This is a genomic window from Pseudomonas sp. UBA5666, from assembly GCF_002420785.1.
Classification (GTDB): domain Bacteria; phylum Pseudomonadota; class Gammaproteobacteria; order Pseudomonadales; family Pseudomonadaceae; genus Aquipseudomonas; species Aquipseudomonas fulva.
The window spans coordinates 124,174-137,546 of record NZ_DIIQ01000006.1; the positions used below are offsets into that span (position 1 = coordinate 124,174).

Annotated in this window: 9 protein-coding genes and 1 pseudogene; 6 read left to right on the forward strand and 4 right to left on the reverse strand. The window is 62.3% G+C overall.

Annotated elements, in window-relative coordinates; translation table 11 throughout:
* Positions 1–5: 5 nt before the first annotated feature.
* The 4 genes from B2Y33_RS04620 to B2Y33_RS04635 all read right to left on the reverse strand — a co-directional run bounded on the left by B2Y33_RS04620 (position 6) and on the right by B2Y33_RS04635 (position 4,392).
* Complete coding sequence (locus tag B2Y33_RS04620) at positions 6–1,367, reverse strand: amino acid permease (RefSeq protein WP_027913723.1); 1,362 nt, start codon at positions 1,365–1,367, stop codon at positions 6–8.
* 50 nt (positions 1,368–1,417) lie between these two features.
* Positions 1,418–2,359, reverse strand: a complete 942-nt coding sequence (locus B2Y33_RS04625) for an AEC family transporter (RefSeq protein ID WP_027913722.1) — start codon at positions 2,357–2,359, stop codon at positions 1,418–1,420.
* Positions 2,360–2,575: 216 nt separating this feature from the next.
* A complete protein-coding gene (locus B2Y33_RS04630) occupies positions 2,576–3,136 on the reverse strand; it encodes a response regulator transcription factor (protein WP_027913721.1) in 561 nt (186 codons plus the stop codon).
* Entirely contained in the window at positions 3,136–4,392 is a 1,257-nt protein-coding gene (locus tag B2Y33_RS04635; protein ID WP_027913720.1) for an ATP-binding protein, read from the reverse strand. Before B2Y33_RS04635 ends, B2Y33_RS04630 begins: the two co-directional genes overlap by 1 nt.
* Before the next feature lie 201 nt (positions 4,393–4,593).
* Here B2Y33_RS04635 and B2Y33_RS04640 point away from each other — a divergent pair, with 201 nt between their 5' ends.
* The 6 genes and pseudogenes from B2Y33_RS04640 (at position 4,594) to B2Y33_RS04665 (ending at position 13,369) form a co-directional block, all read left to right on the forward strand.
* The gene (locus B2Y33_RS04640) at positions 4,594–5,310 is read left to right on the forward strand and encodes an SIMPL domain-containing protein (RefSeq protein WP_027913719.1); all 717 of its coding nucleotides are present in this window, start codon (positions 4,594–4,596) and stop codon (positions 5,308–5,310) included.
* Positions 5,311–5,684: 374 nt separating this feature from the next.
* Positions 5,685–7,310, forward strand: a complete 1,626-nt coding sequence (locus B2Y33_RS04645; protein WP_206405472.1) for an ABC transporter substrate-binding protein — start codon at positions 5,685–5,687, stop codon at positions 7,308–7,310.
* A gap of 138 nt (positions 7,311–7,448) precedes the next feature.
* Positions 7,449–9,040 (forward strand): annotated as a pseudogene (locus tag B2Y33_RS04650) (ABC transporter substrate-binding protein).
* 170 nt (positions 9,041–9,210) lie between these two features.
* Positions 9,211–10,590: an OprD family porin gene (locus tag B2Y33_RS04655; RefSeq protein ID WP_027913716.1), complete on the forward strand. Its 1,380-nt coding sequence runs from the start codon at positions 9,211–9,213 to the stop codon at positions 10,588–10,590.
* Positions 10,591–10,659: 69 nt separating this feature from the next.
* Positions 10,660–12,270: an ABC transporter substrate-binding protein gene (locus tag B2Y33_RS04660; protein ID WP_206405473.1), complete on the forward strand. Its 1,611-nt coding sequence runs from the start codon at positions 10,660–10,662 to the stop codon at positions 12,268–12,270.
* Between the two features lie 88 nt (positions 12,271–12,358).
* Positions 12,359–13,369: an ABC transporter permease subunit gene (locus B2Y33_RS04665; RefSeq protein WP_206405474.1), complete on the forward strand. Its 1,011-nt coding sequence runs from the start codon at positions 12,359–12,361 to the stop codon at positions 13,367–13,369.
* Positions 13,370–13,373: the final 4 nt, after the last annotated feature.

A 13,373-nucleotide genomic window follows, 5' to 3' on the forward strand; every position in this document is an offset into this window, starting at 1 on the left:
TCAGATCAGCGGCTGGCCTGACGGGCCTTCTTCAATTTGAAGGCTACCCAGAGCAGCAGGATCCAGCCGGGGATCAGCATCACCGAGATGCGAATGGGCGGCGTCAGGTACATCACCACCAGGATAAGCACGATGAAGGCCAGGCACAGGTAGTTGGTGAACGGATGGCCCAGGCTCTGGTAGAACGGCTGTACCCCTGCCGCGCGCTTGGCCTTGCGGAACTTGAGGTGGGTGATGCTGATGCTGGCCCAGTTGATCACCAGCGCCGACACCGCCAGTGCCATCAGCAGGCCAAAGGCTTCGCCGGGCATCAGGTAGTTGATCACCACACACAGGCCCGTGGCCAGGGCAGAAATGCCTAAAGCTGCCAGGGGTACACCGCTGCGGCTGACCTTCAGCAGTTGACGCGGGGCGTCACCTTGGCTAGCCAGGCCGAACAGCATGCGACTGTTGGCGTACACGCAGCTGTTGTAGACCGACAGCGCCGCTGTCAGGACCACGATGTTGAGGATGGTCGCGACCAGGTCGCTGTCCAGCTCATGGAAGATCATCACAAATGGACTGCCGCCTTGTACCACCTTCTGCCAGGGGTACAACGAAAGCAGCACCGCCAGCGCGCCGATGTAGAAGATCAGGATCCGGTAGACCACCTGGTTGGTGGCCTTGGGAATGCTCTGGCGCGGATTGTCGGCTTCGGCGGCCGTGATGCCTACCAGTTCCAGGCCACCGAACGAAAACATGATCACGGCCAGGGCCATGACCAGGCCGCTCACGCCATTGGGGAAGAACCCGCCGTATTGCCACAGGTTGGCCACGCTGGCGTCCGGGCCGCCGTTACCGGTGCTGAGCAACCAGGCGCCGAAACCTATCATGCTGACGATGGCCACGACTTTTACCAAGGCGAACCAGAACTCCATCTCGCCATAGACCTTCACCTGGGTGAGGTTGATCAGGTTGATCACCACAAAGAAGATCGCGGCCGTGGCCCAGGTTGGAAAGTCAGGCCACCAGTACTGGACATAGATACCCACCGCCGTCAGCTCGGCCATGCCGACCAACACGTAGACCACCCAGTAGTTCCAGCCAGACACGAAGCCTGCGAACTCGCTCCAGTACTGGTGGGCAAAATGGCTGAAGCTACCGGCCACCGGCTCTTCGACGACCATTTCCCCGAGCTGGCGCATGATCAGGAACGCCATTAGGCCAGCAATGGCATAGCCCAGCAAAACGGAGGGGCCGGCCAGCTGGATGGTCTGGGCAATGCCCAGGAACAACCCCGTGCCGATGGCGCCGCCGAGCGCGATCAGCTGGATGTGACGATTCTTCAGCCCGCGCTGTAACCGCTCGGGCGTGCTCTGGTCTTGCATGAAGTGTCCTTTCGCTCAGTGAGGCAATGCTGTTGTTTGCAGTCAAGGATCTAGATCCATCCGCCCCACTGCAAGATGAAAATACCAATGTTGGTGGTGATCGCGGCCATCAGCGTGGTAATCACGATGATTGACGCGGCCAGTTCATGGTTGCCGTTGGCCGCACGCGCCATCACGTAGCTGGCCGCTGCGGTGGGGCTGCCGATGTAGAGAAACAGGATGCCCAGTTCGGCCCCGCGAAAACCACAAAGCCACGCACCCAGGGTCCCAACGAGTGGCAGCCAGGCCATTTTCACCAGGCTGGCGTCCACGGCCAACCTGCCGCTGTCGCGCAGGGCCGTCAGCGACAGGGTGCCGCCAATGCAGATCAGGGCAAGGGGTAAGGTCATCTGCGCCAGGTAGTCACCGGAGGTGAGCAGCCAATTCGGCAAAGGGACCTGGCCGTAGGCCATGGGAATGGCGACCAGCACGCTGAGAATCAGTGGATTTTTCAGGATGCTTTTGAGGATGCTCCACGGGTCGGACTTCAGGTCGGGGCTGTAGACCGCCAGCACGATGGCAGACAACGAGTTGTACAACAGGATCACCAACCCAGCCAGTACCGCACCCAGTGAGATGCCATAGTCGCCGTACAAGCTTGCGGCCAGCGCCAGGCCAATCACCCCGTTGTTGCCGCGAAAGGCGCCTTGGGTGTAGATACCACGGTCGGCCCACGGGCTGCGCCAGACGGCCATGCCCCAGGCGATGGCAAATCCGGCCAGGGTGGCCACCGTGAAATAGATCATGATCCCTGGCCGGACCGCCGCCGCCAGGTCGGCATGATAGATGCCCAGAAACAGCAAGGCCGGCATGCAGACGTTGAACACCAGTTGCGAAGCGACCTTGTTGAAGTTGTCGTCGATCAGGTGGATACGGCGAAGCAACACGCCCAGAAACAGCATGGCGAAAACGGGCGCCGTGATGTTCAGCGTCTGGATGAGAAGGGCAAGCATGGGCGCACGATCCTGAAAGGGGGTTGCCGTTAGGGGGCTAATGATACGCCAACGGCCAGGATTTGCGGGCATTGTGCGGTGATGGGAGCGCAACCGTGCCCTGCCGGGGCACTGGACCGGCCGCGATGGGCTGCGCAGCAGCCCCAGGTGTCAGCTGCGCAGCGCATGTTGTCGGGGCCGCTACCTCGCGGCAACAGGCCGCGCCTACAGCACGATTCAGCGCCGAACTGGCCGCTTCTGCAATTTGCGCTGCAGTGTCCGGCGGTGCATGCCTAGCGCGCGTGCGGTCGCCGAGATGTTGCCCTCGTGCTCGTTCAGCACGCGCTGGATGTGTTCCCATTGCAGACGGTCCACGGACATGGGGTTTTCCGGCACCAGGGTGTCCAGGTCGGTATGCTCGGACAACAGGGCCGCCAGCACGTCGTCAGCGTCAGCCGGTTTGCACAGGTAGTTGCAGGCGCCGCGCTTGACCGCTTCCACGGCCGTGGCGATGCTCGAGTACCCGGTCAGGATGACGACCCGCATTTCCGGGTCCAGCTCCAGCAGCTTGGGCAGCAGCACCAGGCCCGAATCCCCTTCCATTTTCAGGTCGAGCGTGGCGTAGTCCGGCAGGTCTTGCTGGGCCAGGATCAAACCTTCTTCTGCCGAGCTGGCGGTGCTTACCCGAAAGCCCCTGCGGCTCATGGCCCGGGCCATCACCCGGGTGAAGGTAGCATCGTCGTCCACCAACAGCAGGTGCGGCAGCTCTTCGGTTTCAACCTGGGTTTCTTCACTCATCATGCTTCTCCTCGCGTGCCATAGGGCAGGCGCAATTCGGTCAGGGTGCCACCTTGTTCATGACTATAGAGTTTCACTGAGCCACCCGCACGGGTGACGCTGGCCTTGCTCAGGAACAGGCCCAGGCCGAAGCCCTTGCCCTTGGTGGTAATGAAAGGTTTGCCAATGGCCTCGGCGATGGCCGGCGGTACGCCAGGGCCATGGTCGCGAATGCTGATGACGATGTCCTGGTGATCCCAGTCCAGGCGCACCTCCAGGTCATCAGGACAGGCGTCGGCGGCGTTGTTCAACAAGTTGAGCAGTGCCTGGGTCAGGTCAGGCGGCGGCGTCAACCGAGGGACGAGCCCATCACGCAGGCGCTGGAAGCGGTAACTGGCTTCCGGGCGCATGAGGTGCCAGCGGTTGAGGGCCTCGTCGAGCCAGACGGTGACCTCCTGCTCGACAATGGCCAGGCGGCGATTGGCCTCGGCGGCGCGAACCAGCTGTTGCAGTGTTTCTTTGCACAGTTTGACCTGGTCCTGAAGAATCTGCAGGTCTTCCTGCAGCAGCGGATCAGTATGGTCCTGGCGCATCTCGTTGAGCAACACGCTCATCGTCGCCAGCGGCGTACCCAGCTCGTGGGCCGCGCCCGCCGCCTGGGTGGCCACGGCCAGCAATTGCTCATCGCGCAGGCTTTCTTCGCGCCGCTCCGAGCGCAGGTGTTCCTGGCGCCGAAGCTCCTCGGCCATGCGCGCGGCAAAGAAGGTGATCACCGCCGCGGCCAGCGCAATGCTCAGCCACATGCCGTAGACCTGCATCTTGTCCCGTGCCAGCGGCAGGCCCTCAAGCGGGTAGAACTGCACCAGCAGCAGGCTGTAGGCCGTCAGCGCGATGCCCGACAGAATCAGCGAATACAGCCAGGGCAGCGTCACCGCCGCGATCGCCAGCGGCACCAGGTAGTAGGACACGAAAGGGTTGGTCGAGCCGCCGGAGTAGTACAGCAGAGCGCTGTGTATCAACAGGTCGCACGCCAGTTGCAGGGCATATTCGAGTTCGGTGACCGGCAGCGACAGGCGCAGGCGCAGCGCCGTGAAGGCGCACAGCAGCGAGGACAAGGCCAGGGTGCCGGCCAGCGACAGCCAGGGCAGTGGCAGCAGCTCGGTCCAGTAGGCCACGCCGACCGAGCCGGCCTGGGCGGCCAAAACCAGGACGCGAATAACGGTCAGTCGCCAGAGGTTCTGGCGCGTAGCGGACAGCGGTTGTGCGGCGGCGAGCATGAGCTCTCCTGATGAGTGCTCCAGAAAATCGGCTGGAGTATACCGAAGCGGGGCATGCTGCTGCAGTGATGCGGCAAAGCGCCACACTTTGTCACAGCTTCATGGGGCCAGCGCTGAACCCACTACACTGTTCCCGGTCTGATGGGCCATGCGTGGAATGGATGGCCACACCCCACGCTTTCATCTGCCAAGGAGCACCTTATGCTAATCCAACGTCGCGGCGCTGCCCTTCTCTTGTCCTGCGGTTTGCTGGCCAGCTTGCCAGCGCTGGCCGCCGATGAGCCGCGCTTCAATCAGGTGTCACTGCGCGCCGAAGTGAGCAAGGAAGTGGCACGCGACCTGATGGTCGTGACCCTCTACAGCGAAGCGCAGAACACCGACCCGGGCAAGCTTGCCAAGCAGATCACCGAGACCATGAACAAGGCTGTGCAGCAGTCGCGCCAGGTCAAGGACGTCAAGATCAGCCAGGGCAGCCGCAACAGCTACCCGGTGTACGACACCAAAGGCCAGAAAATCACCGGCTGGCGCGAGCGTGCCGAGCTGCGGCTCGAAAGCGCGGACTTCCCGGCGCTTTCACAGCTCACCGCCGAGCTGCTGCAAGACCTGAAAATGGGCGGCATGGACTTCTCCATCGCACCGGCAACCCGCAAGTCCAGCGAAGACGCGCTGCTCAAGGAAGCCGTCGACGCATTCAAGGCGCGCGCCCAATTGGCCACCGAAGCCCTGGGCGGCAGTGGTTACAAGGTGGTCAGCCTCAACCTGAACAGCAGCGGCTATCCACGGCCTTACCTGCGCAGTGCACCGATGGCGATGAAGGCCATGGCAGCAGACGAAGCTGCGCCAGCGCCGGACATCGAGGCGGGCACCAGCGAAGTGAGCATGAACGCCGATGGCTTGATCGAAGTGCAGATGCCTTGACGGCGAGGTGGCAGGGGCAGGCCCCAGGCCAGCCCCTGACCAGCAACTGATGCCCTGGCGCCTTGACTGCCCCGTCAGGGCTTTTCACCCTGCCCTGAAGGAAGGCCTGCATTTTAAGAGATTTCCTACACCCTCTTAAGCCTTTCCCGACATCCTCATCCAATCAGTAATATTCAGCAAAAAGCCACCATTCTGCCCTCGCAAACGTTTAACTCCGCCAAAAGTTACATCGATGCGACATTCATGTACTGCCGTGCCACTTTTCAAGTCCCGACTAACCTTGTGCATATTGCATTGGGCCCACCCCTGCATAAGTATCCGCAGGTCGGCTCACGAGGCCGCCCTCTCTGAACAATGACAACAATGAGGCCAACATGCTCAAACATGCAGTCATTCCGTTCCTGCTAGGCGCAGGTTTGCTCACTGGCGCGCCGTCGGCCTTCGCCGCTTCGAACCTGGTGTTCTGTTCAGAAGGCAGCCCGGCCGGTTTCGACCCGGGGCAATACACCACCGGTACCGATTTCGACGCCTCGGCCGAAACGGTCTTCAACCGGTTGACTCAGTTCGAGCGGGGCGGCACTGCGGTCATCCCGGGGCTGGCAACGCGCTGGGAGGTCGCGGAAGATGGCAAGACCTACACCTTCCACCTGCGCGAAGGCGTGAAGTTCCACACCACCGACTACTTCAAGCCCACCCGCCCGTTCAATGTAGACGACGTGCTGTTCACGTTCAACCGCATGCTCGACAAGGACCATCCATTCCGCAAGGCCTACCCCACCGAGTTCCCGTACTTCACTGATATGGGCATGGACAAGAACATCGCCGGGATCGAGAAACTGGACGAGCACACGGTCAAGTTCACCCTCAACGACGTCGACGCCGCCTTCATCCAGAACCTGGCCATGAGCTTCGCGTCCATCCAGTCCGCCGAGTACGCCGACCAGTTGCTCAAGAACGGCAAGGCCGCCGACATCAACCAGAAGCCGATCGGCACTGGCCCGTTCGTGTTCAGCAAGTACCAGAAGGACGCGCAGATCCGCTTCAAGGGCAACAAGGACTACTGGAAACCCGAGGACGTGAAGATCGACAACCTGATCTTCGCCATCACCACCGATGCTTCGGTGCGCATGCAGAAACTCAAGAAGAACGAGTGCCAGGTCACGCTGTTCCCGCGTCCGGCCGATATCGCGCCGCTCAAGCAGGACTCCAAGCTGCAGATGCCCCAGCAAGCGGGCTTCAACCTGGGCTACATCGCCTACAACGTGATGGACCAGGTCAAGGGCAGCAACCAGCCCAACCCCATGGCCCAGCTCAAGGTGCGCCAGGCGCTGGACATGGCCGTGGACAAGCAGAAAATCATCGAGTCGGTGTACCAGGGGGCGGGCCAGCTGGCGGTCAATGCCATGCCGCCGACCCAGTGGTCGTATGACAGCAGCATCAAGGACGCTCCCCACGACCCCGACAAGGCCCGCCAGTTGCTCAAGGAAGCCGGCATCAAGGACGGCACTGAAATCACCCTGTGGGCCATGCCGGTCCAGCGGCCGTACAACCCCAACGCCAAACTGATGGCCGAGATGCTCCAGGCAGACTGGGCCAAGATCGGCATCAAGGCCAAGATCGTCAGCTATGAGTGGGGCGAGTACATCAAGCGCTCCAAGGCGGGCGAACAAGGCGCCATGCTCATTGGCTGGAGCGGGGACAATGGCGACCCTGACAACTGGCTGGGCACCTTGTATGGCTGCGACGCCATCGACGGCAACAACTTCTCCAAGTGGTGCTACAAGCCCTACGATGACCTGATCAAGCAGGCCAAGGCCACCTCCGACCAGGCCAAGCGCACCGAGCTTTATCAGAAAGCCCAGCACATCCTCAAGGAGCAGGTGCCGATCACCCCGATCGCCCACTCCACCGTCTACCAGCCCATGAGTGCCAAGGTGAAGGACTTCAAGATCAGTCCATTTGCCCTCAACGCGTTCTACGGCGTCAGCGTCGACAAATAGCCTGAGGGCTGCGCCCGCCTGACGGGCGCCTGACCCACCCCATTCATACCCAGTCGTCCCGCTGCCAAGCGTGCGGGACAGGCGAACTGTTGCCGCGATTCGTGCCCGGAGCCGGCCCAGCACCCAAAAGGACTTAGCATGCGCCACGTGACCCGACTTTCTACACTGCTCGCCCTGGCCCTGGTCGGCCAGACGCCAGCCGTGATGGCCAACAACTTGGTGTTCTGCTCCGAAGGCAGCCCGGCCGGTTTCGATACGGCCCAATACACCACCGCCACCGACAATGACGCGGCCCAGCCGATCTATAACCGCCTGGTGGAGTTCGAGCGCGGCGGCACGGCGGTACACCCTGCCCTGGCCACCCGCTGGGAAGTCACCGAGGACGGCCTGCGCTACACCTTTCACCTGCGCGAAGGCGTGAGCTTTCACAGCAACAAGGCCTTCACCCCCAGCCGGCCCTTCAACGCAGACGACGTGCTGTTCACCTTCAACCGCATGCTCGACAGGCAGCACCCGTTTCGCAAGGCCTACCCCACCGAGTTTCCCTACTTCGTCAGCATGGGCCTGGACAAGAACATCGCAGGCGTCGAAAAGACCGACCCGTTCACCGTGGTGTTCACGCTGCACACCGTAGACGCCGCGTTCATCCAGAACCTGGCCATGAGCTTTGCCTCGATCCTGTCCGCCGAATACGCCGAGCAGTTGCTTAAAACCGGCCGCCCTAGCGACATCAACCAGCAACCGATAGGCACCGGCCCGTTCGTGTTCCAGCGCTACCAGAAAGACTCGCAGATCCGCTACAAGGCCAACCGTGCCTACTGGGCGCCCGAGCAGGTGAAGCACGACAACCTGGTGTTCTCGATCAATGTCGATCCGTCGGTGCGCATCCAGAAACTGCGCCGCAACGAGTGCCAGGTCACCCTGCATCCGCGGCCGGCCGACCTGCCAGGGCTCAAGCAGGACACGAACGTGCAGGTCTTGCAGCAAGCAGGGTTCAACCTGGGCTATATCGCCTACAACACCCAGCACCCGCCATTCGATCGGCTTGAGGTGCGCCAGGCCATGGACATGGCAGTCAACAAGCAGGCCATCCTGCAGGCGGTCTACCAGGCGCAGGACAACGGGCGGTCAACGCCATGCCGCCCACCCAGTGGTCCTACGACACTAGCATCACCGATGCACCGCACGACCCGGAAAAAGCCCGCCAGCTGCTCGAACAGGCCGGGGTCAAGCCTGGCACCGAAATCACTCTGTGGGCCATGCCGGTGCAACGCCCCTACAACCCCAACGCCAAGCTGATGGCCGAAATGCTCCAGGCCGATTGGAGCAAGCTGGGCTTGAAGGTGCGCATCGTCAGCTACGAATGGGGCGAATACATCAAGCGCCTCAAGAGCGGCGAGCACGATGTGGCGCTGATCGGCTGGACCGGTGACAACGGCGACCCCGACAACTGGCTGGGTACGCTGTACAGCTGCGACGCCATTGGCAGCAACAACTATTCGCAATGGTGCGACCCGCAGTACGACAGCCTGGTCAAGCAAGCCAAGCAGGTTACCGACCAAGCTCAGCGCACCACGCTCTATCAGCAAGCCCAGCAGCGGCTCAAGCAGCAGGTGCCGATCACGCCAGTGGCCCACTCCACTGTCAATCAGCCCCTGAGCACCCGAGTGTCTGGGTTCAAGGTCAGCCCGTTCGGGCGCAACGAGTTTTCCGGCGTCAGCGTCGATTAGCACCGACTGGCAGGCAGGGCGCGCAGGGGGGGGAGACCCGCGCGCCATGCCTACCCATCGCCCGCTTAAGCCTCGGTGATCCCGGGGCGCCCCAGGCAACACGGCAACACGGCAACACCCACCCGGCCCACAAGGCCGGCAATAACTAGAAATGAAAAGGAGCTTCTATCGTGAGACTGTTCAATTCGAGCGCACTGGCGTTAGCCATAGGTGCAGCAACCACCACCGTCCACGCCGATCCACAGAGCCAGGCCTACTTGCCGCTCACCCTCGCAGCCGAAAGCGCCCAGGCGCAGGCCAAGGGTTTCGTCGATGGCCAGAGCCTGGGCGGGACGACGCGCAACTGGTACGCCCGCGAACGCGCCACCCGCGCACCGCTGTGGCGCTACTACAAGAGCGACGGCACCCGTCACCCGACCCACACCCGTGAAAACTGGGTGCAAGGCACCATCCTCAACTACACCTCGGGCTTTACCCAGGGCACGGTGGGCTTTGCCGTGGAGGCAGCCGGCTATAACGCCATCGCCCTGCAGCAGGACCGCGAAGCGATCGCAGGTCCCAACAACCGTACCCTGACCCACAGCGACGGCGACGCCATCGGCCAGTGGAGCAAACTGGGGCTGGGCAACGTCAAGGCGCGTCTTTCCAATACCACCCTGACCCTCGGTCGCCAGGCCGTCGATACCCCGATGATCGCCTTTATCGGTAACCGCGCCCTGCCCTCCAGTTTTCAGGGCGCATTCCTGCACAGCGCTGAATTCGACAACCTGACGTTCGACCTGGGTACCTTCGACCGGGTCTCGCCCCGTACCGAGCAGAGCCTGAGCAAGTTCCGCAGCGAATACGGTGCGGCCGGGGTGGAAACGGACCGCGCCAGCACGGTCGGTATCAACTACCAGCCCCTCAAGAGCCTGACCACCAGCCTGTATGCCACCAAGGTCGACGATTTCTGGAACCAGTACTACTTCGGCGCCAATCACATGTTCGGCGACAGCGCCGTGCTCAGCCTGTCCACGGGCCTCAACTACTACAAGACCGTGGACGCCGGCAGCCGCAAGATGGGCGAAATCGACAACGACACCTACAGCCTGTCGCTGGGCCTGACCCATCAGGCGCACACCCTCACCGCCGCCTGGCAGCAGGTCAATGGCAACGAGTATTTCGACTACCTCCACGAAACCAACGGCATCTACCTGGCCAACTCGCTGCTGTCGGACTTCAACGGCCCGAACGAGAAATCGCTGCAGTTATCCTATGTGCTCAACATGGCTTACTACGGCGTGCCAGGGCTGAAATTCAACCTGTACAACGCCCGGGGCTGGGGCATCGACGGCACCCATTACCGCGGTAGCGCCTATGACGTCCAGGGCCTCGATGGCGAGACCCATTACGAGTGGGGTATCGGCACCAGCTACGCCGTACAGAGCGGACCGCTCAAGGACACCAGCATCCGCGCCACCTACACCACACACCGCGCAAGCAAGGCACAGGGCGATGGCAGCCTGAACGAATTCAGGCTCGTGACCACCATCCCGTTCAACATCCTCTGACCGGCCGCCCGGCCCGCTTGCCAGCGGGTCGGGCGTCAGGCTGGAGCACAACGCAGGGAGAATTGATCCATGCACGCTGTGACCAAGAAGACATCGGCGCTGCGGCTGTTGCTGGCAACGCTGCTTTTGGGCAGTACATCCCAGCTGGCCGCCAAGCCGCTGGTGGTGTGCACCGAGGCCAGCCCCGAAGGGTTCGATGTGGTGCAATACACCACGGCGGTAACGTTCGACGCGGCGGCCGAAACCCTCTTCAACCGCCTGGTGGACTTCAAGCCCGGCACCACGGATGTCCAACCGGCCCTGGCCGAGCGTTGGGACATCTCCGCCGACGGCCTGACCTATACCTTCCACCTTCGCCGAGGGGTCAAGTTCCACACCACCGACTATTTCAAGCCCAGCCGCGACCTGAACGCCGACGATGTGCTGTGGAGCTTGCGCCGCCAGCTTGACCCGAGCCACCCCTGGCACGACAAGACCAGCATCGGCTACCCCTACTTCGAGAGCATGGCCTTCAATTCGTTGCTCAAGTCGGTGGACAAGACCGACGACTACACCGTGGTGATCACCTTGACCCGGCCAGAGGCGCCTTTGCTGCGCGACATGGCCATGGGCTTCACGTCCATCTACTCCGCCGAGTACGGCGATCAGTTGTTGGCAGCCGGCAAGACGGCAGAGCTCAACAGCAAGCCAATCGGCACAGGGCCGTTCATTTTCCAGCGCTACAACAAGGATGCCCAGGTCCGCTTCAAGCCCAACCCGGACTACTTCCGGGGCAAGCCGCCCGCCGATGCCCTGATTTTCGCCATCGCCACCGACAGTAATGTTCGCCTGCAAAAGTTGCGCGCCAACGAGTGCCAGGTTGCGTTGTACCCCAAACCGGACGATGTACCGTCGATCGTGGCGGACCCGCGCCTGAAGGTCGCCCAGACCGAAGCGCTGGTGACCGGTTACATCGCCATGAACACCCAGCATCCGTACCTGAGTGATGTACGCGTGCGCAAGGCGATCAACATGGCCTTCGACCGCCAGACCCACGTCGACCAGCTATTCGGCAAAGGCAACGCGCTGGTGGGCGTCAACCCGTATCCCCCTTCGATGATCGGCTACAACACCGACACCCAGAACCCGCCACGCGATCTCGACCAGGCGCGTGCGCTGCTAAAACAAGCCGGTGTCCCCCAGGGCACGGTCATTACCCTGTTCACCCGCAATGGCGGCGGCCCGACTAACCCGAACCCGCGACTGTCCGCCGAGATGCTTCAGGCCGACCTGGCGCAGATCGGCCTGAACCTGGATATCCGTGTCATGGAGTGGGCCGAAATGCTGCGCCGTGCCAAGAAAGGCGAGGCGGACCTGGTGTCCAGTGGCTGGGCCGGCGACAACGGCGACCCGGACAACTTTCTCACCCCCCTGCTCAGTTGCGAGGCGGCTAGTAATGGCGAGAACTATGCACGCTGGTGCAACTCGAAATTCCAGGCATTGATCACACGCGCCCGCGAGGTGAGCGACAACGAGGAGCGTGCCAGGCTCTATAGCGAGGCATTGACGGTGTACGATGAGGACCAGCCCTGGATCAGCATGGCCCACCCCAAGGTGTTCACGGCCATGCGTGAGAACGTGGAGGGCTACGTGATCAGCCCCTTGACCAGCAACAACTTCGCTACCACCCGAGTGAAGTAGAACAACAACGACCGCCGTTGCCCTGTGGGCAGCGGCGGCACTGCCGTGGCAGGTACCTGCCATGCGGCCTGATGAGGTAACTGCGACCATGTTGAGTTTTATTGCCCGGCGCTTGGGCCTGTTGATCCCGACCTTTTTCGGCATCACCTTGCTGACCTTCGCGCTGATACGCCTGATCCCCGGTGACCCGGTGGAAGTGATGATGGGCGAACGCAGGGTCGACCCGGAAATGCACGCCCAGGCCATGGAGCGGCTGGGCCTGAACAAACCGTTGCCGGCCCAGTACCTGGACTACATCGGCAAGCTGGCCCAGGGCGACCTGGGCGAGTCGCTGCGCACGCGCGAGAGCGTATGGAGCGAGTTCACCACCTTGTTCCCGGCCACCCTGGAACTGGCCATGGCCGCCTTGCTGTTCGCCGGCGTGGTCGGCTTGCTGGCCGGGGTGATCGCCGCGCTCAAGCGCGGGTCGCTGTTCGACCATGGGGTGATGGGGATTTCGCTGGCGGGCTACTCGATGCCGATCTTCTGGTGGGGCCTGATCCTGATCATGTTCTTCTCGGTGACCCTGGGCTGGACCCCGGTATCCGGGCGCATCGACCTGCTCTATGACATCGAGCCCAAGACCGGTTTCATGCTCATCGACACCCTGCTCAGCGACGAAGAGGGTTCGTTCAAGGATGCCGTGATGCACCTGATTCTGCCGGCCATCGTACTGGGTACCATCCCGCTGGCGGTGATCGCACGCATGACGCGTTCCTCCATGCTCGAAGTGTTGCGCGAGGACTACATCCGCACGGCGCGCGCCAAGGGGCTGTCCCCGGCCCGGGTCGTGTTCATGCACGGCTTGCGCAACGCCCTGATTCCCGTCCTGACCGTGTTCGGCCTGCAGGTCGGCACCTTGCTGGCCGGTGCGGTGTTGACCGAAACCATTTTCTCCTGGCCGGGCATCGGCAAATGGCTGATCGAAGCCATCGGCGCCCGTGACTACCCCGTGGTCCAGAACGGCATTCTGTTGATTGCCTGCCTGGTGATCCTGGTCAACTTCGTCGTGGACATTCTCTACGGCCTGGCCAATCCACGCATCCGTCATCAGCGCTGAGGCC

Excerpts from the sequence above, each read along its gene's own strand:
- B2Y33_RS04620 (WP_027913723.1), bottom strand. The coding sequence starts at position 1,367 with ATGCAAGACCAGAGCACGCCCGAGCGGTTACAGCGCGGGCTGAAGAAT.
- B2Y33_RS04625 (WP_027913722.1), bottom strand. The coding sequence starts at position 2,359 with ATGCTTGCCCTTCTCATCCAGACGCTGAACATCACGGCGCCCGTTTTC.
- B2Y33_RS04630 (WP_027913721.1), bottom strand. The coding sequence starts at position 3,136 with ATGAGTGAAGAAACCCAGGTTGAAACCGAAGAGCTGCCGCACCTGCTG.
- B2Y33_RS04635 (WP_027913720.1), bottom strand. The coding sequence starts at position 4,392 with ATGCTCGCCGCCGCACAACCGCTGTCCGCTACGCGCCAGAACCTCTGG.
- B2Y33_RS04640 (WP_027913719.1), top strand. The coding sequence starts at position 4,594 with ATGCTAATCCAACGTCGCGGCGCTGCCCTTCTCTTGTCCTGCGGTTTG.
- B2Y33_RS04645 (WP_206405472.1), top strand. The coding sequence starts at position 5,685 with ATGCTCAAACATGCAGTCATTCCGTTCCTGCTAGGCGCAGGTTTGCTC.
- B2Y33_RS04660 (WP_206405473.1), top strand. The coding sequence starts at position 10,660 with ATGCACGCTGTGACCAAGAAGACATCGGCGCTGCGGCTGTTGCTGGCA.
- B2Y33_RS04665 (WP_206405474.1), top strand. The coding sequence starts at position 12,359 with ATGTTGAGTTTTATTGCCCGGCGCTTGGGCCTGTTGATCCCGACCTTT.